General features: G+C 61.0%; 17 protein-coding genes. 2 read left to right on the top strand and 15 right to left on the bottom strand.

Annotated elements, in window-relative coordinates; genetic code table 11:
* Window positions 1-141: 141 nt before the first annotated feature.
* The 12 genes from V7773_RS01130 to V7773_RS01075 form a co-directional block, all read right to left on the bottom strand.
* Complete coding sequence (locus V7773_RS01130; protein WP_063321166.1) at window positions 142-906, bottom strand: PIG-L deacetylase family protein; 765 nt, start codon at window positions 904-906, stop codon at window positions 142-144.
* 250 nt (window positions 907-1,156) lie between these two features.
* Window positions 1,157-3,316 (bottom strand): glycogen debranching protein GlgX, encoded by a 2,160-nt coding sequence (glgX, locus tag V7773_RS01125; RefSeq protein WP_092143151.1) that lies wholly within the window; start codon window positions 3,314-3,316, stop codon window positions 1,157-1,159.
* A gap of 229 nt (window positions 3,317-3,545) precedes the next feature.
* Entirely contained in the window at window positions 3,546-3,899 is a 354-nt protein-coding gene (locus V7773_RS01120) for a DUF2934 domain-containing protein (protein ID WP_063321168.1), read from the bottom strand.
* 20 nt (window positions 3,900-3,919) lie between these two features.
* Window positions 3,920-6,706, bottom strand: a complete 2,787-nt coding sequence (locus V7773_RS01115; RefSeq protein WP_092224187.1) for a malto-oligosyltrehalose synthase — start codon at window positions 6,704-6,706, stop codon at window positions 3,920-3,922.
* Entirely contained in the window at window positions 6,703-8,781 is a 2,079-nt protein-coding gene (gene malQ, locus V7773_RS01110; RefSeq protein WP_336071792.1) for a 4-alpha-glucanotransferase, read from the bottom strand. Before malQ ends, V7773_RS01115 begins: the two co-directional genes overlap by 4 nt.
* Window positions 8,778-10,580: a malto-oligosyltrehalose trehalohydrolase gene (gene treZ, locus V7773_RS01105; protein ID WP_336071790.1), complete on the bottom strand. Its 1,803-nt coding sequence runs from the start codon at window positions 10,578-10,580 to the stop codon at window positions 8,778-8,780. The genes malQ and treZ overlap by 4 nt, the downstream gene beginning before the upstream one ends.
* A gap of 7 nt (window positions 10,581-10,587) precedes the next feature.
* Window positions 10,588-12,159, bottom strand: coding sequence for a glycogen synthase GlgA (gene glgA / locus V7773_RS01100; RefSeq protein ID WP_092143163.1), 1,572 nt, complete (start codon window positions 12,157-12,159; stop codon window positions 10,588-10,590).
* A gap of 633 nt (window positions 12,160-12,792) precedes the next feature.
* The gene (locus V7773_RS01095; protein WP_336071787.1) at window positions 12,793-13,755 is read right to left on the bottom strand and encodes a D-2-hydroxyacid dehydrogenase family protein; all 963 of its coding nucleotides are present in this window, start codon (window positions 13,753-13,755) and stop codon (window positions 12,793-12,795) included.
* Window positions 13,756-13,766: 11 nt separating this feature from the next.
* Window positions 13,767-14,798 (bottom strand): alpha/beta fold hydrolase, encoded by a 1,032-nt coding sequence (locus V7773_RS01090; RefSeq protein WP_336071786.1) that lies wholly within the window; start codon window positions 14,796-14,798, stop codon window positions 13,767-13,769.
* Between the two features lie 85 nt (window positions 14,799-14,883).
* Complete coding sequence (locus V7773_RS01085; protein WP_336071785.1) at window positions 14,884-15,318, bottom strand: YqaA family protein; 435 nt, start codon at window positions 15,316-15,318, stop codon at window positions 14,884-14,886.
* Window positions 15,318-15,764: a DUF411 domain-containing protein gene (locus V7773_RS01080; protein WP_092143174.1), complete on the bottom strand. Its 447-nt coding sequence runs from the start codon at window positions 15,762-15,764 to the stop codon at window positions 15,318-15,320. The genes V7773_RS01085 and V7773_RS01080 overlap by 1 nt, the downstream gene beginning before the upstream one ends.
* A gap of 230 nt (window positions 15,765-15,994) precedes the next feature.
* Entirely contained in the window at window positions 15,995-16,132 is a 138-nt protein-coding gene (locus tag V7773_RS01075; RefSeq protein ID WP_175456207.1) for a hypothetical protein, read from the bottom strand.
* A gap of 150 nt (window positions 16,133-16,282) precedes the next feature.
* Here V7773_RS01075 and V7773_RS01070 point away from each other — a divergent pair, with 150 nt between their 5' ends.
* Complete coding sequence (locus tag V7773_RS01070; protein WP_003202135.1) at window positions 16,283-16,471, top strand: hypothetical protein; 189 nt, start codon at window positions 16,283-16,285, stop codon at window positions 16,469-16,471.
* Window positions 16,472-16,480: 9 nt separating this feature from the next.
* Here V7773_RS01070 and V7773_RS01065 read toward each other — a convergent pair whose 3' ends face one another.
* On the bottom strand, window positions 16,481-16,861 hold the full coding sequence (locus V7773_RS01065) for a hypothetical protein (protein WP_063321175.1): 381 nt from the start codon (window positions 16,859-16,861) through the stop codon (window positions 16,481-16,483).
* Between the two features lie 295 nt (window positions 16,862-17,156).
* Here V7773_RS01065 and pvdQ point away from each other — a divergent pair, with 295 nt between their 5' ends.
* Window positions 17,157-19,505, top strand: a complete 2,349-nt coding sequence (gene pvdQ / locus V7773_RS01060) for a bifunctional acylase PvdQ (protein ID WP_336071778.1) — start codon at window positions 17,157-17,159, stop codon at window positions 19,503-19,505.
* Window positions 19,506-19,726: 221 nt separating this feature from the next.
* Here the strand turns inward: pvdQ and V7773_RS01055 are convergent, their stop codons facing one another.
* Together V7773_RS01055 and V7773_RS01050 are read right to left on the bottom strand one after the other, a co-directional pair.
* Entirely contained in the window at window positions 19,727-20,728 is a 1,002-nt protein-coding gene (locus tag V7773_RS01055; protein WP_072345955.1) for a FecR family protein, read from the bottom strand.
* A gap of 159 nt (window positions 20,729-20,887) precedes the next feature.
* Window positions 20,888-25,720 carry a dermonecrotic toxin domain-containing protein gene (locus V7773_RS01050; protein ID WP_336071776.1) on the bottom strand — a complete coding sequence of 1,611 codons (4,833 nt, stop codon included), beginning with the start codon at window positions 25,718-25,720 and terminating at the stop codon, window positions 20,888-20,890.
* Between the last annotated feature and the right edge of the window lie 76 nt (window positions 25,721-25,796).

The raw sequence follows: 25,796 nt of genomic DNA, 5'->3' as shown, positions 1-25,796 counted from the left end.
TCATGCGACTGACCCAAGGCGTCGGCAGTTCCGGATTTTTCGTGTCCTTGCCGTGCCGAGCGCTATCGCGAGCTTGCTCGCGAAAGCGGTGTATCCGAACCACCACCATCACGAACAAGCCCAGTTCCTACAGGCAGGTGTTCAGATGAAGACAATCTCATACGGCATACCCATCCGATCCAGGATAACCCGGGGCACCAGCGGGGCGATGCCGCTCGCCGGTTCGCCGTTGAGTTGGCTGACGTAAGCGTACATGGCGTGACGCTTGCGGGCGGTAGTCCAGACATCCAGGCGCAGTTTACGGGCCCGGTGCCAGGGGATCTTGTTTTGCTCACGGACCGGCCAGTGCCAGGCCCATACCGGCAGTTCGTTGAACGCCACCCCGATCCTGTCGGCGGCCAGGGCCCCGGCGCGCCCGACGGTCTCGTGGTCACTGTCGCCATCCTGGCGCCAGGTGCTGAACACCACGTCACCGGGGCGCAGGTGACGTGCAATGAAGTCGGTGAGCTCGGCCTCGTGTTCGGCCAAGGCCTTTTCCGGGAAGCCGCCGCGTACCCATTGCAGGCCATGGGCGGCTATGCCCAGGCGATGTAGGGCGTCCACGCTTTCCTGCGGGTGAGGGCGGTGTGTACGCAGGCGCTCATCGGTCCACAACGGTGAACCGGGATGGATCAGGGCTCCATCGGAGACCGAGATCAGTAACATGGGTTGATCCAGATTGTTCAGCAACTGCAGCAATCCGCCACAGGCGCCGATCTCATCGCCTGGATGCGGGGAGAGGACGACCGCGCGGGCGCCGGCGGGAATGAGCGTCTGGGTACTGATAATCGGGATATCGGCCAGTTGCGCAGCGCTGTTCCAGATTTGCGGATGCTGCCGGCCGGGCAAGCGAGAGGCGGGTTTCATGAGAGACATCCTTGTGTGTATTCAATCTTTCAGCCATCTACCGGGTCTACTGTCCGATGACGCCCGCGTGGGTATGGCTGCGATTCACAGCGCTCCGAATCCTGGAGACTACCGCATGTGAAGTATTGACCATGTCGGCCGATTCGTCTTGCGAGATGTGTGTCTGAACTGCACTTTTTTCTTCAAACTGGGCTGTGTGCAGCGAAAAACCGCGTCCTTGCGGTCTCTCTGGCGGTTTACAACCGGTACTTCATTCCTCTTCTTCGCGTTGCAGCTCAAACAGCAGCAGCGAGCGCCCGGTGACGGAATATTCGGAATCGAAATCGAAGCGCTCTTGTCCTCGAACGGTCGGCTGGTTGGTGTCGACCATGCAGGTCCAGAAACTGCCCTCGGGGACTTCCGGCAAGCGGAAGTTGACGATGTCATGGTGGGCGTTGACCACCAGTAGCAGCGTCGCATCGCCGGCCTTGCGTCGAATGCCGGTCTCCTGGGCGCGGCCGTCCATCAGCATGCCGAGGCAGCGACCATGGCTGTCCTGCCATTGCTCAATGGTCATTTCGCTGCCGTCCGGGGCCAGCCAGGTCACGTCCTTGACGCCGATGTCCTCGTTGTAGTTACCCACCAGGAACCGCCCGCGTCGCAGGATCGGATAGGTCAGGCGCAACTTGATCAGGCGCTTGACGAACTTGAGCAGCGTCGCGCCATCCTCGCTCAGGTCCCAATTGATCCAACCGATCTCGCTGTCCTGGCAATAGGCGTTGTTATTGCCGTGCTGGGTACGGGCGAATTCGTCGCCGGCGACGATCATCGGCGTACCTTGGGCCAGCAGCAGGGTGGCGAAGAAGTTGCGCATCTGCCGATGACGCAGCGCGTTGATCTCTGGATCGTCCGTCGGCCCTTCGACGCCATGGTTCCAGGACAGGTTGTTATTGCTGCCATCCTGGTTGTTCTCGTCGTTGGCCTCGTTGTGCTTGTCGTTGTACGACACCAGGTCATGCAAGGTGAAACCGTCATGGGCGGTGACGAAGTTCACCGAGGCGTACGGACGCCGACCACGCTGGTTGAACATCTCGCCCGAGGCCGTCATTCGGCTGGCGAAATCGGCAAGCTGGCCGTCGTCGCCCTTCCAGAAGGCCCGCACCGTGTCGCGGAACTTGTCGTTCCATTCGACCCAGCCCGGCGGGAAGCGTCCCACCTGGTAGCCCCCGGGGCCGCAGTCCCAAGGCTCGGCGATCATTTTCACCTGGCGCAGCACCGGGTCCTGGCGGCAGGCCACAAGGAAGCTGTGGCGCTCGTCGAAACCGTCATGGTAGCGGCCCAGAATGGTCGCCAGGTCGAAGCGGAAGCCATCGACGTGCATCTCCGTGGCCCAATAGCGCAGGGAGTCGGTGACCATTTGCAGAACGCAAGGATGGCTCAGGTCCAGGGTATTACCGGTGCCGGAATCGTTGATGTAGTAGCGTTTGTCGTCGGGCATCAGCCGGTAGTACGAGGCGTTATCGATGCCGCGCATGGACAGGGTGGGCCCCTGTTCGTTGCCTTCGGCGGTGTGGTTGTAGACCACGTCGAGGATGACTTCCAGGTTGGCCTCGTGCAGGTGGGCGACCATCTCCTTGAACTCGGCGATCTTGCCGCTGGCCAGGTAACGTGGGTCCGGGGCAAAGAAGGCGATGCTGTTGTAACCCCAGTAGTTGGTCATGCCTTTGTGCAGCAGGTGCTGGTCATTGACGAAGGCATGGATGGGCAGCAGTTCCACCGAAGAGACACCCAGCTTGCGGATATGCTCCAGCACATCATCGACCATCAGCCCGGCGAACGTACCACGCAGGTTCTCAGGCACCGAAGGGTGACGCATGGTGAGGCCGCGCACGTGGGTCTCATACAGGATGGTCTTGTCCCAGGGGACGCTGACGCGATGGTCGTGGCCCCAGGTATGCGCAGGGTCGATGACTTTGCACTTGGGGACGAACGGGGCGCTGTCGCGCTCATCGAAACTGAGGTCGCCATCGGGATGGCCGATGGTGTAGCCGAAGAGGGCTTCCGACCACTTCAACTGGCCGACCAGTTGCTTGGCATACGGGTCGATCAGCAACTTGTTGGGGTTGAAACGGTGGCCGTTCGCCGGGTCGTATGGGCCGTAGACCCGGTAGCCATAGATCAAGCCCGGGTGGGCATCCGGCAGATAGCCGTGGTAAATCTCGTCGGTGTACTCCGGCAGCTCGATGCGTTCGAGTTCGACCTCGCCGGCATCGTCGAAAATGCACAGTTCGACCTTGGTGGCATTGGCTGAAAACAGCGCGAAATTGACCCCGAGGCCATCCCAGGTTGCACCCAGTGGAAAAGGCAGCCCTTCACGAATCCGCGAAGCCTCGATCACGGGCGGCGGCGTGTTTTTTTTTGGACGGGTCATAGTTGCTCCTGCAAAAGACAGACAGATTCAGCGATGCGGTTCACTTGGGGTGGGTGGTTCCACCCTTCACCTGTGACGAGGGGATTTGTCCCCGCTATGCGGGACAAAAGTTGTTTCTCTGTGGGAGCAAGGCTTGCCCGCGATGCAGCGATGCGCGCCTGCTGGAATCGAGGCGCCGGTTTCGCGAGCAGGCGTTGCTCCCATCTGACGAGGAGACCGATAGGATCAATCAAACAGCCGGCGGCTTGCGCGGTGCCCGGGGCTTCTTGTCCGCTGTTTTGTTGGCGGGTGGCACTACTGCTGCAGTCGCCGCGGAGGGTTTGGCCGCAGGCTTGGCCTTGGGCGACGTGTTTTTTGCGGCAGTCTTGGCCGTGGCGCTCTTGGCGGCAGCAGGCTTGGCGCCATCGGTTTTGCTGGCCGCTGGTTTGCTCGCCGCCTTGGGTGGCTTGCTCGGCGCCAGCGCTTCGGCTTCGGCCAGTTTGCGCGCCATCTCCCAGTGGCGTTTCTCCTGCCCGGCGGGCTTACCCTCGGACTCCCAGATCTGATAGGCGAATTCGCGAATGCGTTTATCGTCGGTACTCATCGCAGTGCTCCTGATTCAACTCAAGGTTGGATAAAGACATTGACCGGGAAATTCCCCAGAGCGGTGCTGATCAGCAGCTCCCTTTGGGGTGTGACTGTTGCGCTTGAAAAAAGTCCCTTCAGTTTTTCATCCCCGGCGGCGAACGGTAACGACACACGGGTATCGCCCCAATCCGACGCAGCCACCAGCGGCGTGGCACTGTTTTCCAGCAACGGCGCCGCATGGACAGGTACAACAATGATCGCCCGTTGTTGCGAGTCTTCACGCATGAAGGCCAATACTCGCTCCGCTTGCTCGCCGAGCACTTCCAGCGGCTGGTAGCGACCCTGGCGCCATAGCAGCGGATACTCGGCTCGCACGGCCAGTGTCCTGGCGATCAATGCCTGTTTGATCCGGCCGTCACGCCAATCGCGAATCAACGCGGCTGGCGTGCTGTCGGCCCCTAACGCCTCGCGGCGTGCCTGGAAATCCACCGGACGACGGTTATCCGGGTCCACCAGGCTGAAATCCCAGAACTCGTTGCCTTGGTACAGGTCCGGTACGCCGGGTACGGTCATGCGCAGCAAAGTTTGCGCCAGACTGTTGAGGGCGCCCGCCGGGGCGATGGCCTGGACCGCCTCGGCGATGGCGCTGCGCAAGGGCAACCCCTCATCGCCCAGCAGTAACCGTTCGAGGAACATCTGGGTGGCTTGCTCATAAGCGTCGTTGACCGCCGCCCAGCTGCTTTGCAGCTTGGCTTCGCGCAGGGCCTTGCGTTGCCATTGCCACAGGCGCTCGTTGTAGGCGGCCAGGGCTTTGTGGTCCTGGAGGTCGAGGTCCAACGGCCAACTGCCGAGCAGGGCCTGGTACAGAATCAGTTCATCCCCGGCCGAGGGCGCCGCCGGGTCACTGTGCAGCGAAGGCGAGAGGATGCGCCATTGCTCCACGCAGGCGGTGTACCAATCGGCGCGTTCGCTGAGCACGGCCAGCCTGGCGCGGGTGTCTTCGCCGCGCTTGTGGTCGTGGGTGGCGGTGGTGATCAGGTTGTCGGGAAAATGTTCGAGTCGATCGAGGCAGGCGTGGTGGAACACCTGAGGCGGGGCGCTGAAGCGCTCGGTGTCATAGCCCACGTCATTGCGTGACAACAGCACCGCCGAGCGATAGAGGGCGGTGTCCTCCACCGCTTTGGCGGCGGCCGGCGAGGTCAGTTGCTGGAAACGCACGCAGGCATGGCGCAAGCGTTTACGCTGGTTGCCGCGTGGACGTTGCCGCCAGGGCATCCCACCGAGCCATCCGGCCAGGCAATCGATCACCGGCCAGTCAGCTTCGCTCAGGGTTTGCCGGGCGCCTTCCAGGGCCTGGTTGAAGAACACCTCGTCTTCGGCCGAGCGCCCCAGGGGCGTGATGTAGGTGCGATACACCGGGAAATGCACGATCAGTTCCTGCAAGGCCCGCCGAATCGCACCCAGGGTCAGGTCGCGGGTCATCACATCGTCCCGGGCCACTTGCAGGAGGGCCTGGGCAACGCTTTCGAAATCCCCGGCCAGGGAGCCATTGAGAATCTGCTGGCGGGCCAGACGGGCCTCTTCAATGAAGTGCGCTGGCCGTTCACTGTGCTGGCTCCAGAATTCGGCGAGGGGGGCGGCACCGGCCGGGTCATGCTGCAGCAGCGAGACCTGGTTCATGAACTCGTAGCCGGTGCTGCCGTCGATGTTCCAGTCCTGCCGCAACGTCTCGCCATCGCCGAGGATCTTCTCGACGAAAATCGGCAGGTGTCGGGTCGGCGACAGCGAATCGACGCGTCTGCGCAATTTGCGACAGTAACCGCGAGGGTCGGCAAGGCCGTCGATGTGATCGATCCGCAGGCCGTCCACCAGGCCTTCGCCGATCAATTGGAAAATCTTGGCATGGGTCGCCTCGAATACCGCCGGACGCTCGACCCGCAGCCCACCCAGCTCGTTGACATCGAAAAAACGCCGCCAATTGATGTCGTCCGCCGCCGTGCGCCAGCTGGCGAGCCGGTAGCTCTGGCGCTCGAGCAGTTGGTGCAGGCGCTCGAAGCCTTCGGGTTGAGTGGAGTCGTAGCCGTCCAGGTTGTCCTTGATGGCGGCGAGGATGCCCGCTTGCGCCGCCAAGTCCTGCAATTCTTTTTGCAACGGGCGGGCGAGGGTATGGGCATCGGTCTGATAATTCAGCGTGGTGAAGCGCTCGGCCAGGGCCTTGAGCGATTCGGTTTGCTCGGCGGGCAAGGTTTCGCTGGGTTTGAGCAGTTCGCCGTAGTGCATCGGGCAAATCGGGAAGCGGTGTTCGTAGTGCTCGACGTAGAAGCTGCCTTGGCTGGCATCGAAGTGCAGTTGCAAGGTGCCTTCCTGCAACGCCACGCCGTAGTCGCTGCCCAAGAACGGCAGCAGCAATTGGCCTTCCATCAGTGGATCGGGGGAATGCCACTGGATGTCGAAGAACTCACCGTAGGGGCTCAGGCGCCCCCATTCCAGCAAGTCCAGCCACCAGGGGTTGTCGTTGCCGCCGACGGCCATGTGATTGGACACGATGTCGAGGATCAGCCCCATGCGATGTTCGCGCAAGGTCGCGACCAGGCGCTTGAGCGCGGCTTCGCCACCCAGTTCAGGGTTGACCAGGGTCGGGTCGACGACGTCGTAGCCGTGCATGGACCCGGCGCGAGCCTTGAGCAGCGGCGAGGCATACAGGTGGCTGATGCCCAGCGAGGCGAAGTACGGCACCTGGGGGATGGCGTCGTCCAGGGTAAAGCCTTTATGAAACTGCAGGCGCAATGTTGCCCGCAGGGGTTGGATCAACGTCTGTTTCATCGGTCACGCTCGTTCGCCTGAAGCCTGGCACAGGCGAGTATTTCCAGACGCCGGGCAGCGTCCGGGTGATCCAGCAACGCCTGGCTTTGCCCGGACAGGCGGCGGCGCCAATTGGGGTGGGTGTCGATGGTGCCCGGCAGGTTGGCCTGCTCCTCGATCCCCAGGGCGTCTTCGAGCGGCAACAATACCAGTGGTGCGCGGGTGTGACCGAGGAAGCGCACGCTGGCATCGAGCACCTGGTCGGTCTCGCGGTGTTCTTCGCGAAAGTTCTGCGGGTCCTGGTTCAGCACGTGGCGCAGGCCTTCGCGTTCGCGCTCGCGGTGTTTGCGCCAGTCCATTTCGGTGTGGGAATCGATCAGGTCGAGCCGGGCGTTCCAGTCGATGTCATGACCGTGCCACCAGCCATTGAGCGTCGGCAAGTCATGGGTGCTGGTGGTGGCCAGGGCATTGTCCGGCCAGTCGAGAATTGGCTTGAAGTGGGTGTTGTCCTGTTCGAACAACAGCACGCGCATGCCCAGGATCGAGCGGGCGCTGAGCTTGTCCCGCAGGCCATCGGGCACGGTACCGAGGTCTTCGCCGAGCACGATAGCCTGATGACGATGGGATTCCAGTGCCAATAGACGCAGCAGGTCGTCTACCGGGTAATACAGGTAGGCGCCATCGCAAGGTGGAGCGTCGTTAGGGATCACCCACAGTCGTTGCAAGCCCATGACATGATCGATGCGCAAGCCTCCGGCGTGGGCAAAGTTGGCCCGCAGCATTTCAATGAAGGCGCGAAAGCCGTTGCGCACCAGGCCTTCCGGGGAAAACGCCGAGATGCCCCAGCCTTGGCCGGAGCGGTTGAGAATGTCCGGCGGGGCGCCCACAGTCAGCGAGGCGAGCAGTTCGTCCTGCCGGCTCCAGGCCTGGCTGCCACCGCCATCGGCACCCACCGCCAGGTCGGCGATCAGACCGATGCCCATGCCGCTGGATCTGGCTGCGCTCTGGGCGCGCTCCAGGCAGCGGGCGATCAACCATTGGCAAAAAGCGTAGAAGCCGATCTCATCGGCATTTTCCTCGGCGAAATGGGCCAGGGCGGGGCTGCGCGGGTCGCGCCATTCTTCTGGCCAGTGGCGCCAGTCGAGGCTTTCCCCCCGGGCGGCGCGTTCGGCCTGCAAGGCCTCGAAGCGGCAATGGTTTTCCAGGGCTTCGCCGCTGGTGTGGCGGAAACTGCTGAAGTCCTCATGCAACGGATGCTCACCCTGGCTGAAACCGTCGTACAGGGCACGCAGGATTTTCTGTTTGGCCTGGGCGGCGACCGGCCAGTCGATCAGCGGCTGCTCTTCCAGGGTGCGCAGTTGATTGGTCAAGCCAGTGGCGTCGATGGCGGTGCGCAGCGCACGTTCACCAAGGATGGTGCCCGGCGCGGCGTAAAGGCTGTTGAAAAACAGTCGGCTCGACGGTGAGTAGGGGCTGTAGCGCCCGGTGTCGCTGCTGAACATCGCGTGCATCGGGCTGATGGCAATGGCCTCGGCGCCGCGCTCGCCGGCCACCCGCGCCAGCTCCTCCAAGGCCTGGGTGTCACCGAAGCCACCGTCACCGGGGCGGCGCAGGGCATACAGTTGCGCGCTCAGGCCCCAGGCCCGGGGCGTCGGGTCGTCCACTGCATCGGCCACGCTGTAGCAGCGGGCCGGCGCGACGGCCAGGGTGAAATGCTGGTCCTGGATGCTGACATGCTGATAACCCACCGGGACCATCCCCGGCAGCTTGGCATCGGCATCGAGGTTCAAATTCAGTGTCGCACCCTCTTCGAGTTTGATTTCGCAGGGTGTCCCGGCCTCGAAGTAGCGGCTCAAGTCCAGGCTGACCCCGACGTCGGCGGTGATCAGCGGTGGCAATTGATGGTTCTGTTGAGCTTCCTGCAACTGCAGCAGGCTGGCGTCGATTTCTTGGGCGCTGCCGGCCGGATGGCCCAGGCCGCTGAGGACCGAACGCAAGACCGCCGGCGAGACTTTCTGGGCCCGGCCATTGGCATCGATCCAATCCACCGCCAGGCCCGCTCGGCTGGCGAGGATTTCCAGTTGCGCATCGCTCATAGGCGCTCTCCAGTGATGTTGGGCAAGGTTGTCGCCTGCGTCAGACTGACCAGCGCGCTGTAGGGCGCAAGGACGCCCTGTTGCAACAGACCCATGACCTGCTGCGGATGTTCGAAAAGAATGCGTGCCTCTTCTGGGGCATTGTGTTCGACGGGCTGATCGCTCAGGTTGAAGTCGATGCGCAACACGCTGCCATCGCCCAATCGCCAGCGTGCGCTGATGGCGCCATGGCCCAGCACATCGGTCCCCAGGGCCTGGGCACCGGGCAGGCGCGGGACGATCTCTTCACGGCGGATTTTCAGCAACTGCCGATACAGCGCCTCGTTGGCCTGTTGCTCCGGGCCTTGCGATTCCAGGCTTGGGCGTGACGCCTCGAAGGTGCTGGCGGCGTTGGGGTCGGGAATGCGTTCGCGCTTCTGTGGATCGGCAAAGGCGGTGAAGGCCTTGAACTCGTTGCGTCGGCCTTCGCGCACCCGCTCTGCCAGCTCGCCGTGGTGGCTGGTAAAGAACAGGAACGGTTGTTCGGCCGCCACCTCGTCGCCCATGAACAGCAGCGGGATCATCGGTGATAACAGCAACAAGACTGTCGCTGCTTGCAGGGCCTGGGGCGCGGCGAGTTGATGCAGGCGTTCGCCCAAGGCACGGTTGCCGATCTGGTCATGGTTCTGCAGGAACAGCACGAACGCGCTCGGCGGCAAGTGGCCGCTGGGCTCGCCCCGGGCTTCGCCATGGCGATTGAGATGGCCTTGGAAGACGAAGCCCTGGCTCAGGCAACGTGCCAGTTGTTCGGTCGGCTGCTCGGCATAGTCGGCGTAGTAGGCGTCGGTCTCACCGGTCAGCAGCACGTGCAGGGCATTGTGTCCGTCGTCGTTCCACTGGGCGTCGTAGACATGCTCCAGCAGGTGGGCCTGGTTGTGTTCGTTTTCCACGGTCAGCCAGACATGCCGGATCGGGTCGACCTGCTCGCGCACTCGGGTCGCCAGTTCCTGGAGAAAGTCCGGGTCTTCAATGGCGTGTATCGCGTCCAGGCGCAGGCCGTCGAAACGGTACTCCAGCAGCCACATGAGCGCATTGTCGATGAAGAAGTCCCGCACTTCGCGGCGGCGGAAATCAATCGCCGCGCCCCAGGGCGTGTGCTTGTCTTCACGGAAGAAGCCCTTGGCATAGCGGTGCAGGTAGTTGCCGTCGGGGCCGAAGTGGTTGTAGACCACATCCAGGATGACGGACAGCCCATGGCCGTGGGCGCTGTCGATCAGATGCTTGAGCTGTTCGGGCGTGCCGTAGGAGGCCTGGGGCGCGTAGGGCAGGACGCCGTCGTAGCCCCAGTTGCGATCACCGGGAAACTGCGCCAACGGCATCAGCTCGATGGCGGTGATGCCCAGCCCGGCCAGGCGTGCCAGATGCTGTTCGACGCCGTCGAAACCACCCAGGGCGCCCACGTGCAATTCGTAGATGACGGCTTCGTGCCAGGGGCGACCGGACCATTGGGTGTGTCGCCATGAGTAGGCATGCGGGTCGACCACCACGCTGTGGCGGTCGATGTCGCCGGCCTGGGCGCGCGAGGCCGGGTCCGGCACCTCCAGCTCGCCATCGATGTTGTAGCGGTAGCGGGTGCCGGCGGGGCAACGGGTCTGGATCATGAACCAGCCGTCGGCTTGGGGCAGTAGCGGTATTGAATCTCCAGTGTCGAGCTCGACACTGACAAAAAATGCATCCGGGGCCCAGAGGGCGAAGCGGGTGTGCTCTTCATCCAGCATGACCGCCCCGTGGGTCCATGTCTCAGGCGTCCTTGACGTCATTGTTACCTCATTGTCTGGCCGATTTTCCCAGTGACTTAGCCACCAGCTGTTCGTAGAGTTCGGCATAGGGTTCCACGGCCTTGCACCAGTTGAACGGCGCCGACATGGCCCGGCAGCGCATGGCGTTGAGCAGGTCGGGGAACTCGAAGACCTTGAAGGCCCGGCTCAAGGCCTGTTTGTAGCTTTCCGCGGTGGACTCATCGAACAGGAAACCGGTGATGCCATCTTCGATGGTGTCGGCCAACCCTCCGGTATTGCGCGCCACCGGCAGCGAGCCGAAGCGCTGGGCGTACATCTGGCTCAAGCCGCAGGGCTCGTAGCGCGACGGCATGAGCAGGAAGTCGCTGCCGGCGAACATCCGCCGTGCATCGGTTTCGTTGAAGCCGATACGCACACCGATGCGTCCGGGGAAACGCAGGGCCAGTTCGCGCATGGCCTGTTCTTCCTCCGGTTCGCCACGGCCGATGATGGCGATCTGGCCGCCGGACTCGACGATGAACTCGGCGACCGCTTCGGTCAGGTCCAGGCCTTTCTGGTAGACCAGGCGCGAAACCACGGCGAACAGCGGGCCAGTGGAGTCGTCGAGGCCAAAGAGTTCGCGCACATGGGAGGCATTGACCGCCTTGCCTTCCCAGTCGCCCATGGCGAACTGACGGAACAGGTGGGTGTCGGTGGCCGAGTCCCAGCTTTCATCGATACCGTTGGGAATGCCGCTGAGCAAGCCTTGTTGGGTCTTGGCAGCGAGGAAGCCGTCGAGCCCGCAGCCAAACGCCGGAGTGGTGATCTCCTGGGCATAGGTGGCACTGACGGTGGTGATATGGCTGGAGTACGCCATCCCGGCCTTGAGAAACGACAGTTTGCCGTAGAACTCCATGCCTTCCTGTTGCAGGGCGTGCTCGGGGATGCCCAGTTCCGGGCAGGACGCCAGGCTGACGACGCCCTGGTAGGCCAGGTTGTGAATGGTAAACAGGGTCGGGGTGCGTTGCCCGCGCCAGTGCATATAGGCCGGCGCCAGCCCCGCTGGCCAGTCGTGGGCGTGGACCAGGTCCGGGCACCAATGGATCTGCGCGAGGTTGGCGGCGATGTCGGCCGCGGCCAGGCCCAGGCGAGCGAAGCGAATGTGGTTGTCGGGCCAGTCGCGACCGTTGTTGGCTCCGTAGGGGGAGCCTTCGCGGGCAAAGAGTTCCGGGCAGATCAGGACGTAGATCACCAGGCCGTCGGCCATGTCCATGCGCCCGATCTTGCAGGGCGGCAGTGCTGCGTGACCGCCCAGTTCGCCGATGATGTGGATCGGATTGCCGCTGTTCATCACTTGCGGATAACCGGGGATCAGCACCCGGACATCATGCAGCCCGGCCATGGCCCGGGGCAGTGCGGAGGAGACGTCGCCCAGGCCGCCGGTCTTTACCAGGTCGGCGATTTCCGAGGTGACAAATAATACTTTCTTGCGGTTGGGATTCTGTCGAACGACGGGGAGCAGTGCCTTGCCGCCGGTGGCCAGCACCGGTGCCGTTGGCGATTCGGCCGCGGGCGGTAATTGAGAACGAACTTGTTGTGGTTCCAAGGCAGCACTGATCATAAATATCTCCCATTTTCTCGATCTGTTTCCGGCAAGCGCCAGAGCTGTTGTTTCATTGGCCAAATCCTGCGGCCAGGCGCACAAGCGCTACGCAAGGAAAGCGAACGGCTACCCAATGCGGCGAAGCGAATCAGCTGAAGGAGCTGTTGCAATGACTAGTGCAAGGACTGCACCAGTCGCGGTTGCCCTACCTCTAACCTGACCTGTCGCCGTTGCGAAAAGTTTCGACTTTTTTTCGTCTGGATGACCGGCTGGTTTTCCCCCCGGTTAGGCAGTCTAGGTCAGAACGTAGAGCGGTGCGGCTCGGTTCGTCGCATTGTCCGACAATCACGGTTTTTGTCGGCAATCTCTTACATGACAAAGGGGGATACGCACCGACGAAGTGCAGTTTTCTGAAACCAGAGGGGTGTATGGGAACGGCGTTGTTTCATCGGCGTGCGCGATGGAATGGCGCGGCGCACCATTGGAGGGCGGGTGGTATAGAGGCGTTTTAATGGCCAATAAAACACGATGTCTCCTGTGGGAGCGAGCTTGCTCGCGATAGCGGTGTGCCAGTCACCGACCTTGCAACTGATCCGCCGCTATCGCGAGCAAGCTCGCTCCCACAAGGGAAGGTGTGTTGATGCTCTAGGTTCAGCCTGCTGGCGTCAGTAACCGGATCGGCTGGCCCGCCGCCCAGGCCAGCAGGTCTTCAATCATCAGCGAATAGAACCGCTGGTAATTCTGTCGGCTGACATAGCCCACATGCGGCGTGGCCAGTACGTTATCCAGGGTTCGGAACGGATGGGCGGCGGGCAAAGGTTCCTGGGCGAATACGTCCAGGGCGGCGCCGGCCAGGCGCTTGTGCTGCAGCGCGTTGATCAGGGCGGTTTCATCGACGATCGGCCCGCGGGAGGTGTTGACCAGCAGCGCCTCGGGTTTCATCCAGGCCAGGGCCTGGGCATCCACCAGGCCGCGGGTGCGTTCGCCGAGCACCAGGTGGATCGAAAGAATATCGGCCTGCTCGAACAATGCCTGTTTGCTCACATACGTCACGCCCACTTCGGCGGCGCGCTCGGCGCTGAGGTTCTGGCTCCAGGCGATGACCCGCATGCCAAACACCTGGCCAAACTGCGCCACCCGCGTACCGATGCTGCCCAGGCCGAGGATCGCCAGCGTCTTGCCGTGCAGGTCGCCGCCCAAGCCTTGCTGCCACAGGCCGGCGCGCAGGGCGTTGGCTTCCTGCATCAGGTTGCGGGTCAGGGCCATGATCAGCGCCCAGGTCAATTCAGGCGTGGCGTGCTTGTAGCTGTCGGTGCCGCATACCTGGATACCCAGCTCAGCGGCAGCCTTCAGGTCCAGGGCGGCATTGCGCATGCCGCCCGTGAGCAACAGCTTCAGATTGGGCAAGCGACGCAGCAGGCCTTCGTCGAACAATGTGCGTTCACGCATCACGCAGATCACCTCGAAGCGCTGCAAGCGCTCGGCGAGGGTATCGCGGTCAGCGGGATAGTCATGGAGAAACGTCACCTGGCCGACGCCGTCCAGCACCGACCAGTCCACGACGTCACGTGCCACATCTTGCCAATCGTCTATGACTGCTATTTGCACCGCCATGGAACACCTCGTCAGGGAATGGGTTTGTCCAGCCAGCTCAACAGGGCCTTGTGGAACCGATCCGGCTCTTCCATCTGCGGGGCATGCCCCAGATTGGGGAACTCCACCAGCGTCGAGCTGGGAATCAGCCGGGCGGCTTGCTTGCCCAAGACCTCGTAGTGGCCCAGCTTGGCCTTGACCGCCGGCGGCGCGATATCGCTGCCGATGGCGGTGGTGTCCGAGGTGCCGATCAGCAGCAGGGTGGGTACCGTCAAGTCCTTGAACTCGTAATAGACCGGTTGGGTGAAGATCATGTCGTAGATCAGCGCCGAGTTCCACGCCACTTGCGTATGACCCGGGCCCTTGTTCAAGCCGGCGAGCATGTCTACCCAGCGCTCGAACTCAGGTTTCCAGCGGCCTGCGTAATAGGTCGTGCGCTCGTAGTTGCGAATACCCTCGGCGTTGACTTTCAGCTCCCGCGCGTACCATTGGTCCACGGTGCGATAGGGTACGCCCAAGGCTTTCCAGTCTTCCAGGCCAATGGGGTTGACCATCGCCAGGCGTTCGACCTCGTCGGGAAACTGCAAGGCGTAGCGGGTGGCGAGCATGCCGCCGGTGGAGTGACCGAGGATGACGGCTTTCTGTACGCCGAGGGCCTTGAGCAAGGCCTGGGTGTTGCTCGCCAGTTGCTGGAAGCTGTACTGGTAATGCTCGGGTTTACTCGATGTGCAGAAACCGACCTGGTCCGCCGCGATGACCCGGTAGCCGGCTTCGCTGAGCACCTTGATCGAATCGCCCCAGGTGGCGGCGCAGAAATTCTTGCCATGCATCAGCACCACTGTGCGGCCATTGACCTTGCCTTGGGCCGGCACGTCCATATAGCCCATCTGCAACGACTGGCCCTGGGACTGGAAGGCGAAGCGCTTGAGGGTGTAGGGGTATTCGAAGCCCTCCAACAGCGCTCCGTAGGCCGGGCCTTCGGGTGGGGTGGCGGCCAGGGCGAACAGGGGCAGGGCGGCGGTGAGGAACAGGCTGGGCAACCAGCGCGCGGGGGTACGGGGCATGGTCAATCTCCTTGTGGCCGCCGCCGATCCTGGCGCGACCCGATTATGGCGACATTAACCACAGGCAACCGAACAGCCCGAACGTTCAGTCCATCCATCCCAGTGTCGCCAGGGCCAGAACGCCATAGCGCAGGCCCTTGGCAAGGCTCACGAGCAGCAGGAAACGCCGCCACGGTTCGCCCATTACCCCGGCCACCAAGGTCAACGGATCACCGATGATCGGCAGCCAGCTGAGCAGCAGTGACCAGTGGCCGAAGCGTTGGTAATGCACGCGAGCCTTGTCCAGGTGGGCCGGGCTGACCGGAAACCAGCGCCGATCCTTGAAGTGCTCCAGCCGCGTGCCCAGCCACCAGTTCACCAGTGAGCCGAGGACATTGCCGAGCGTGGCAACGGCCAGCAACAGCCAGGCCAGATGGCGCTCGCTGAGCAACAAGCCGACCAACACCGCCTCCGATTGCAACGGCAACAAGGTTGCCGCGCCGAAAGCCGCCAGGAACAAGCCGATATAGGCTTCGCCCATTAGTGGGCCGGGTAATCCGCCACTACGGTTTGGGTCCCGTTTTTCTTCAAGCCGATGACTTGGTAGGCATCGCTCATACCGTCCATTTCCATGCCGGGCGAGCCCATGGGCATGCCCGGCGCGGCGACACCGAGCAGGTCATCGCGCTTGCTCAGCGCCAGCACCTGGTCGGCCGGGACATGGCCTTCGACGAATTTGCCGTTGATCTCGGCGGTGTGGCAGGAACGCAGGTTCGGCGCCACGCCCAGGCGCTGCTTGACCGAACTCATGTCGGCTTCGACATGGTCGTTGACCTTGAAGCCGTTTGCTTGCAGATGCGAGATCCACTTTTTGCAGCAGCCGCAATTGGCATCGCGGTGTACATCGATGGTGACTGGTTCGGCTGCCTGGGCCAGGGTGGTCATGAACAGGGCGCTCAAGGCGAGCAGGTGCAGGGGATGGGCCATGGGGGTGGTCTCGTGTCGAACGGTTTGGAGGGAGGATAACAGAGTAGCGAGCGCGAGCTGACGGGGGGCTGAAGCGGGGATTACAGAATTGTCAGGTTGCAGGGGCGAATAACGTCCTTTGGGAGCTTGCTCGTGATGGCGGTGACGCCGCTTCAGGGGAAGGCAAGGCGCGATAAAACCAGTGTTGCATAAGGTTGGCGAGGGAGCTTGCTCCCACGCCAAAAAGACAGTTAGCGGGGCATGTCGAAGCCCGGGCCGCCACGGTGATCAGGTCGATCCCCATGACTGCGGTCGTGGGGGAAAAACAGGCAGCCACTCAGGGTCAGGGTGAACAACAAGGCAAGCAATAGGCTGATACGACGAAACATACATAATTCCTCATGATTAACCGCCGCGGTTGCGCGAATACGCTCCTTCGGCTGTACCATGGGACCCCGTTGGCAGCCCGCCATTCCCGCAATACGGTATGGACTTGGCAAGCCTTCGGACACAGAGCGGATACATTCAGGAAATTGGTAATGACTCATTCACAACGTTTGAAATACTCGATTCTGATAGTCCTCGTCGTCCTGGCAATCATGCTGGGGCTGTCGTGGATGCAGGGCAAGGGCATGATCAGCGAGCAGCTGTTTCAATACATTGCCATCGCCGTGGCGGTCATCGTGGTGGTGATCAACGGCGTGATGCGGCGCAAGGTCAAGTCCTGAGCGCCGGCTTCATTCCTCGGCCTTGAGCACGGCCATCGCACTGGGGTGCAGGCGGTAGCTTTTATCCGGGTTGAGGGTGACGACGCCCTCGCTGCACAAGCGCTTCAACACCTCACGCACGCTGAGAAAGGACAATGGAATGTCCAGCCCCAATAACTGGCTGTGCACCCCGCGCACGCCCAGGCTGCGGTTTTCCTGGGCGGCCTTGAGCAGCGCGTCGATGACTTTGAGACGAATCAGGCTGGTCCTGAGCCCGAAGCTCTTGAGCAAGCGTCTGATGTGGTCATTGCCGCCTCGCTCTGCCGGCCTGTCGAATACACGGTGGGGGGCGCTCAGCGAGACGCCGGTCGCCCTTGGCTTGCCCTCCATGGGCAGTTGCGCGTTACGCATGCAAAAACTCCTTACCAGCCTGATCAGAAAAGGTCACGGATACTCTCCTGTAATAGGACGAACGAGGACGCACAATCATGAGGGCCATGATGTGAAAAAAATGCCCTTGCTGCGTCAAACCCCCATATTCAAAAGGCTGCCAGCCATTAATTTTTTTTCATCCGGTTCGTTTTCAAGGGAGGCACATTCCGGTTCAGCAAGCGGCATGTGATTTCCCAGGCGGGTCGAGTGTTTGTCTTCTGTCGCACCGATGGCCGTCCTGGTTTCTGAAGTTTTATCAGGAGTGAATGTGAGAATGTCCGGGCAGTTATCGAGGATTGGCCTCGCAGGCGCTTTTCTGGGGATCGCCCTCGGGCTCAGTCCGGTGGTCAATGCGCAAGACGATGGGCAGCAGGCCAGTGCCGAGATCCGTCGCACCCGTTTTGGCGTACCGCATATCCGGGCGCAGGATGAGCGCGGGCTGGGTTATGGCATCGGCTACGCCTACGCCCAGGACAACCTGTGCCTGCTGGCCAATGAGCTCGTCACGGTCAATGCCCAGCGCTCGCGCTATTTCGGGCCCGAGCGCAGGACGGTGGAGCAACGGGAGAACCGCGTCAGCGATCTGTTCTTCAGTTGGCTCAACACGCCACAAGCGGTTTCCGGTTTCTGGCAGGCCCAGACGCCTCAAGTGCAACAACTGGTCGAAGGCTACGTGGCGGGTTACAACCGTGCGCTGGTCGAGCGCAAGGCCAAAGGCCTGCCCGAACAATGTGCCAGCGAGTGGGTGCGGCCGATCACGGCGCTGGACCTGGTCAAGTTGACCCGTCGGTTGTTGGTGGAAGGCGGCGTTGGTCAATTCGCCGAGGCCCTGGCCGGCGCGCAACCGCCCCAGGCGAGCGCGCTCGCGGGCACCCCGGTCGCTGGTTTCGCGGCCGCCGCCACTCGGCAGCAGCGTTTTGCCCTGGAGCGCGGCAGCAATGCGCTGGCCATCGGCAGCGAGCGCTCGTTCAACGGCCGTGGGATGTTGCTGGCGAACCCACATTTTCCGTGGCTGGGCGGCATGCGTTTCTACCAGATGCACCTGACCATTCCCGGCAAGCTGGACGTCATGGGCGCGGCGCTGCCAGGCCTGCCGATGATCAATATCGGTTTCAGCCAGCACTTGGCCTGGACCCACACCGTCGACAGCTCGAAACACTTCACCCTATACCGCCTGCAACTCGACCCTAAGGACCCGACCCGCTATCTGCTTGACGGCAAGTCTGTGCCGATGAGTCAGCAGACGGTCGCGGTGGACGTCAAGCAACCTGATGGACAGGTGCAGACGGTCACCCGAGTGGTCTATGGCTCGCAGTTCGGCCCGATCGTGCAGTGGCCTGGCCGGTTGGACTGGGATAACCGGTTCGCCTACAGCCTGCGGGATGCGAACCTGGAAAACGATCGCGTGCTGGCGCAGTGGTACGCCATGAACAAGGCGGTCACGCTCAAGGACCTGCAGGACGCCGTCCATAAGATCCAGGGCATTCCCTGGGTCAATACCCTGGCGGCGGACGACCAGGGGCAAAGCCTTTACATGAACGTGTCGGTGGTGCCGAATGTCGACGCCGAGAAACTGGCCCGGTGCAGCGATCCCCGGGCCGGGTTGCGACTGATCGTGCTGGATGGCTCTCGCAGCGAGTGTGCCTGGGGCATCGATTCCAAAGCCGTGCAAAAAGGCACCTATGCCGCCGACAGGCTTCCGCAGTTGCTGCGCCGCGATTACGTGCAGAACTCCAACGATTCGGCTTGGATGGTCAACCCTGCGCAGCCGCTGTCCGGTTACTCCCCATTGATCAGTCAGCAAGGCCAGCCCCTGGGACTGCGGGCGCGTTTTGCGCTGGACCGGATGGGCCAATTGGCCAAGAGCGGGCCGGTGAAGATCGAGGATTTGCAGCGCATGGTCATGGACGATCAGGTTTACCTGGCTGACCAAGTGATGCCGGACCTGCTCGGCGTGTGCGCCGGTGACCTGGGGGCTGATGCTTCGGCATTGGTCGAGGCGTGTGCCAGCCTCAAGGCGTGGGATCGCAAGGCCGGCCTGAATAGCGGCCTGGGGTTCGTGCATTTCCAGCACATCATGGACCGCTTGCAGGCGGTGCCGGATTCATGGCGCGTCGCGTTCGACCCCAAAGACCCGCAACACACACCGCGTGGCCTGGCGATTGAGCGGCCAGCGGTACTCAAGGCCGTGCGCGATGCCATGCTGGCTTCGGTGGAGACGGTGAAGGTCGCCGGCTTGTCGAAGGACAGCCAATGGCAAGACGTCCAGGTGGCCAGCAGCGGCAGCCGACAGACACCGATTCACGGCGGTCCCGGGGAGCTGGGCATCTACAACGCGATCCAGAGTGTGCCCGGGGCGGACGGCAAGCGGGAGGTGGTCAGCGGGACCAGTTATCTGCAAGTGGTGACGTTTGACGGCAACGGTCCGCAGGCCCAGGGGTTGCTGGCATTCTCCCTCTCCAGCGACCCGGCATCGCCCTATTCGGCGGACCAGACCCAGGCCTTTTCGCAGAAGCAGTGGAGTGTGCTGCCATTCACTGAACAGCAGATCAAGGCCGATCCGCACTATCAAGCGTTGATTATCCGCGAGCGTGATGAGACGGGCAGGGTGGCGACGCAATAGCCGCTGGTGAGCGGTCACATTCAAACTGAATGTAGACTGATCCACCGCCTTCGCGAGCAAGCTCGCTTCCACACATAGGATCGGTGCCAGCCTGTGATTTCCCGGCCAACACAAATCCCCAGTGGGAGCGAGCTTGCTCGCGATGAGGGCGGCGCATTCAACGTCGAGGCAAGCTGACCCGGGCTATCGCGAGCAAGCTAGGCTCCCACAGAGAAAAGCTGTCAGTGAGTGGCTGGTCGTTGCCCGATGGAATTGAGGACCGGGTTGCCGTCCTTGTTCTGGGTCAGGTAGACCGGCAGCACTTTCGGCAGCGAAGGCACCAGGTTTTGCACTTCGCTGATGTTGTAGACACCACCGATACGCAGGCCCCCGGTGCTGTTGTCGGCCAACATGACAGGCCGGTCGAGGTAGCGGTTGATCAGCGGCAGTGCATCGCTCAGGGCAAGGTTATCCAGCACCAGTTTGCCGTTGCGCCAGGCCAGCGAACTGTCATTGGCATCTGTCTCACGAACTTGCGGTTGTTGGTCGCCAGCCTTGTAGCTGGCCTGCATGCCCGGGAAAAGCGGCAGGCCGTCACGGCTGAGTGCCTGGTTGCTGGTCACCCTCACCGAGCCCTCCAGTAGCGTGATCCGTACCTGGTCCTGGTACATCCATACGTTGAAACGTGTACCGGTCACACGCACCTGGCCTTGGCCAGCCCGAACGACAAACGGGTGCTGTTTGTCATGGCTGACGTCAAAAAACGCCTCACCCTTTTTCAGCGTCACCCGGCGTTCGTTTTTGTAGTTGGCAAATACCAGCTCACTGCCCAGGTTGAGTTCGACCTGGCTGCCGTCACCCAGGGTGACATGACGTACGCTGGCGCCCGCTTCGAAGCGCTGGTAGGAATTGGCAACCCAGCCCAGATTCCAGCCGGTGTAAGCAGCCAGGGGCGTGCCCACTACTAACACCGCAGCGGCGACCGCCAACCGGCTCCAACGCGACTGGGTGCGGCGTGCTGGAGCCGTCGGCGTTGACTCGACACGCGGCAGATGATCGGCAACAGCCCAGATCTCCAGCATGGCTTCGTATTCGAAAGCATGCAGGGGATCGGCATCGTGCCATTGCTTGAACGCCTGCCGTTCGGCATGGGTGCAATCGGCGGCATGCAAACGCATGCACCAATGGGCAGCGGCATCGGTAATGGCGTCGTATTCGGCTTCCGAGAGGGGATGTTCGGTCATTGACTCTTCCTGGTTTGCCGCATTCTAACCTTCGGCATGAGCTGCCGAGAACAACCGTCATGGCGTTTACGCATCAATCGCCTGTTTTTTTACACAAACACTCGTTGTCGCCTACCGTCGCATACATTGCGTGAAAAAAAGATCAACCACCCAAACCGTTCATGGCACGGTAGTTTTCCGTGGTGGAGTGGGGTCGAGTTGGCGTCCCAATTCACAGATCAAGCGTGTGAGCGAGTCGGCGTTGCGAAGTATGACGTCGATGCGCTTGTCCGGCAAAATCGAATCGAGAAAATCATCGCGAGCGTTATCCATGGTTCTGGCGCCGGTTATCTTCAGGATTTCCCGGGTGATTTGGCTGTATCCAGGCAACAGCTCCAGCTTCTTGTAAGTGTTATCCGTGCTGTCCCACTGCGTGAACAGTTTTGACTTTGGTGTGGTCAATGAAAGCCCGTTGAGTTGCAGGTCCCTTTGCTCGTCGTATCGCAACTTTCCGGCGTAAGTCGCTGTTGAAATCAAATCGAGAAATGGCAGTGCGGCGTCCAGGTAGATGATGTCGAACGTATTGAACAACTGATGGGAAATTTCGTGGATGAGGGTCGCTCCCTGGGCATGCGCATCGACATTGAAGAACTCGGGTACGACGGCCTTGTACCAGTCCAAACCCATGTCGAAGAAAAACTGCGTGATATAGATTCTGCCGACGGCTGCCGGCTCGAGTACGAAGGCGGTTGCTCGATCTTCCAGGTGCTTGAGGTTGCCGATCACGATGCGGTCGGCATTCTGTTGCGCCCAGGATGGATCGGCCAATGCCCGGCATATGGGCGAGATCGCCGTCTCTATCTTGCTGATAAGACGAGCGTCGACGCTGTCGACCCCAAAAAACAATCTCATGAAATTATCCAGCCGAGAGCCCGCAAGTGGTTGTCGCTTGAATTGAGCAAGGTTGTGAAGGGCGTTGAATGAATAGAACCTCGCGGTCTCCAGTGCCTGCACAATGGCGTTTGCACGGTGCGGATATTTCCTGCGTATCTCAGCCATGCCCTTTGCTTCGATATTCAGTGAGCCCTTGGCCTTGAAGTCGCTGTAGGTGACGGCCATTTTCGATCCGGCTTTGCCAAAGCGTATGGTCTGGCGTTGTGGATCGAGTTCCCATGTCCGGCCGTCAGGTGACTTTCTCAGTAACGGCCCCTCTGCGTGCTCATGCACGATTCGCCAGGTTTGGCCGGCTTTCGCTACTTGGAAGACTTTGCCGGCAAGGGGGATATAACGCCTGCCGTTTTCCAGTGCCTTGTAGGTGCCGTCGATCAGGTCTGGTTGCAGGTCCGACAGGCTGATACCCATGGCCTCGAAAACGCTCAAGTCGGTTCGGATCCGGGCGGTGGAAGCGATGTCCTTCCAGCGATTGGCCAACGTAGCGCCTTGCGAAAGCGGTTCAATGGGATCGAGAAGACCGAATGTATCCTCGCGATTCATCAGGCCCAGCGACACCATCTCGGCAGCGCCGGCGATAAAATCGTGCAGGCCTGTTTTCCAGTCATGCTGCTGCAACGCTTCGGCTGAAGCCTTGAAGTCCTGGTAGCTTTCCCAAAGCGTTTCGATAAAAGTCAGTTTGCCCGACAGTTGCCTCCCCACTGACTTGATGCCGGAGCTGAACAGGTGCAGGACCGTTTCCCAGTCAAACTGTCGTTTTTCATTGGTTTGTGCGCTCAGCATGTCCGATAACAATGCTGCGTTGTCGTCGAACAATGTGTCGAACAGGTTGGTCTGGATAGGGTTCGAGGCCAGGGTGATTTCCGATCGCTGCCCGACGGTGGCGGCGAACAGGTGCCTGAATGTGGCCTGCTGGTGCTCGGGAAGCCGGCGAATCAGCAGGTTCTGAAGTATCCCTGGCGTATTGAATGCGGCAATGACGCTCGCTTCATCCTTGAATTCGGTGAAGTGCTCCCCCTCGTGGTAGGGCGAATACAGGACTTGAGGACTTGTCGCATCGACGCTCGAGCCGATCAAGTAGAGCCCTTGCGCTTTGACCGGCACTGCACCACCGGTCTTGATCAACTCCAGCGGGCGAATGAACGCGTTGGCACCCTCAACGGCTTTGCGAGCGACGGCATCGGGCATGTCCACCACCTGACGAATCAAATCAAAGGCCAAGGGGGAAAGGTGTTGTTGCAGATAACGTGCGTGAGCGTATTGCAGCAACTGCCAGGGCATTTGTTGGCGGAAGGCCGTTTTTCTTTGCCGGGCCTGCGCAGTGGGGCCGGACAGTTTCTGCGCCACCTGATTTTTAAAATCGGTCGAGATGTTCAACGAGGACAGCATCTGCCTGACGGTGATCTCGTTCAGGCCGTCCGGCAATTTCTGCGTGGACGTTGAAGAAACCTTGAAGCCCTCCCGGGTCACTTCGATGTGATGCATGGCGAAGTCGGTTAGCGAACTGGCCGGTCCGACTATGGCGAGGTTTGGTGTGATCTGGAGGGTGTCGGGGTCAAGGTTGTTTGCAGCGAAGCGTGCGCTCAGCAGTGCTTTCAATTTATTACGCACATAGGTGCGCAGCGGCTCGATACCGTCCAGATAGTCCTTGCCATCGAACACGCTGTTTTTATATTGCTCAAGCAACTCGACGTGCAGGCGTTGATCGTCAAGTGCCGCTGTACCGAGCCAGGCGGGGAGTTGCTGTTGCTGCTTATTGGCCCGGGCAATGTGGGTGGCGCGCTTGAGATTGGTCGGCGCGCCTTTGTCCAGCAATGCCTGAAGGCTTCTCGACAGAGCCTTGCCGGTCAGTTGCCAGCTTCCGGCTTTCAAGGTGCTCAGATAAGCATGCTCGGCCTCAAAGTGTTTGATGAACGAACTCATCCGATTCACCAGCACGTTGTCCTCGATCAGTTCATATGCCTGGAGTTGATAGCGTCCATGAGGTTGGCGTTGGGCCGGGGTGAGGTTGGCGAGCAAACCAAAGCGTTTTCGGGAATCGAGCAGGTGCCGATTCAATTGCTGGGTCGCAACATCTACGGACGAAAACGCCTGAAAGCCATCGGCGGGCGTCCACAGGATGGCCATGCCCGAATAGGGGGTATCGAGGCCTCCGCGCTCAGTTAATAAAAAGCAGTTGGCAAGGGGCAGATAAACCGTTCGGTCTTCTTCGCTACAGGCCAGCGTCAACGAATAGACATCCGGCCGGAAGCCCCGGACGCCGATCCGTTGGGCACGGTCCGGGTATTCTGAATCGTAGGCAAAAACCGTTCTGATCAGGTCATTGGCAATCGACGGCAGGCTCGCGTTAAGTTCCCTGAGTTCGGCCTCGGCCCGTATCCCCAAGGAAAAAACATTGGTCAGTTCAGCCAGTAATTGCCTGAGCCCATTGTGCAGCGAAACGGTGTGGGAGGTCGGCAACCGGGTAAAGAGGCTATCGAAAGCGGCTTCGACATCGGTGTAGCTCTTGACCTTTCTTTGCATCTGATCAGCCATGAAGTTGGATGGGCGCAGACTTCCATGAAAAGCGGGATGAGTCCCCCAGTGTCCGGCAGTAGGCGGGTCCAACAGGCTTTTATTGATGAAGGTGCGTATATCCAACGCCTTATCGATGAGCGCGTGGATGTCGACATCGCCCTGGCGAGACATTTCCAGTGCGTAATGAAAGTTATTCTTCTGTTTTTCGATGATGGCGTTCGCCAGGGATTCGGACACTGGCAAATCCAGCGGCTTGCCCGAAATCTGTGGCTCGTCAAAGCGCAGGAAACGGTTGCGCTCTTCCAGGCTCAGCAGGCTATAGAGCGCTTCCTTTTGTGCGGTGCTTGCGGGGTGACCGAACAGCGCAGCCTTGAAACCTGGAGGGTTGTCTATCTTCTGAAGACCCTGCATGGGGGTGTAGAGATAGTTGCCTTTGGCGCTGATCATCAAGGAGCCTGCAAGTTCTACAAAGTGCGGCTCATATTCCCAGAGGCGAATCGTTTCGATGAACAGCAGTGTTTCGTCCCGGCGCGAGGGCCTGAACAATCGGAGCAGTTCACGACTTTGTTCCTCCGTCAGTTGTCTTTTTTCCCGCTCGACCAGGATGGTTGCCCAGAGTCTGTCGTGGATGACTTGGGAAAGCAGTTTGCGCCGAGACATATAAAAGTGGGTCGTCGTGTTCTCCCAAAAGGCATCGATGCAACCGATAAGCGTTGGAATCAGTTTCCTGGCAATGTTTTTTATGATGTTTTCCCATTGCTGCGGGCTATAGGACGATGCGGGCGTACCCGGGTGAGTCAGATCGATGTCATGCCCGACAGGCCAGCCCTGATGATGGAAATAGCCCAGGATGGCATCGCCCAGTGGAATGCTTTCGGTCACCTGGATAGCCCTTGGACTTCCTGGGTAAGCCCCCTTGCTGAAGGCCACGCGGATCTGTCGATGATCCAGGTCCGGCAGCGCCTCGTTCAATACCTGGTCAAGCATCGATCTTAACGAGGGCAATTTGATCAGTTCATTCACCATGGCCAGGGCATTGAGGCGCTGGGCGTGCTCTATGGATTCGAGCTGGGTCTTGAAAACGTCCTCTTCGATGAGTTGCCGGGTCTGCCTGATGTCGGTGGTGCTGTTCAGTTCGCTGCGTTGGGAGATCGACAAGAGACGAAACAGGTCGTCGCGTTGCGCAGTGTCCCGGCGCATCTGGTCAATCTGCTCTTCGAGGGATGCCAGGTTGTCGAACTTTTTTATGCCGCCACTTGGCGTGTAGAGGAACGCCGGGTGGGTGCTGGTTTTGCTGCTGTTCGACGAGGTGCTGAGGACAAAGCAGCCGGCCAGTGCAATGGGCGGTTTTTCATCGGCTTGCAACAGAATGGTTTCGGCGAACATCGGGGGTGTCTGCGCTGCGCGCTGGGTGTGGTCGGGCAGGGCGATGTGCTGCAACCAGTCGAGGTCTGCCTGCGTCAGTCCGTGGGTTGCGGTCAATTCGTCCAGGCGATGGGCGTGCAATACCTCGGGAAATAAAAGTGGCATGGTTTCAGTGAGCATCGTTGCTTCTCGATCGGGGCGCCTCAAAGCGGCGCGAACGTGGAGGAAGCCGCCAGACTAGGCAACGATGAATGAG

Source organism: Pseudomonas sp. 3JA (assembly GCF_036961705.1).
GTDB lineage: Bacteria > Pseudomonadota > Gammaproteobacteria > Pseudomonadales > Pseudomonadaceae > Aquipseudomonas > Aquipseudomonas fluorescens_Q.
The sequence above is the reverse complement of the archived record's forward strand: the minus strand, read 5'-3'. Positions and strand labels throughout refer to the sequence as shown.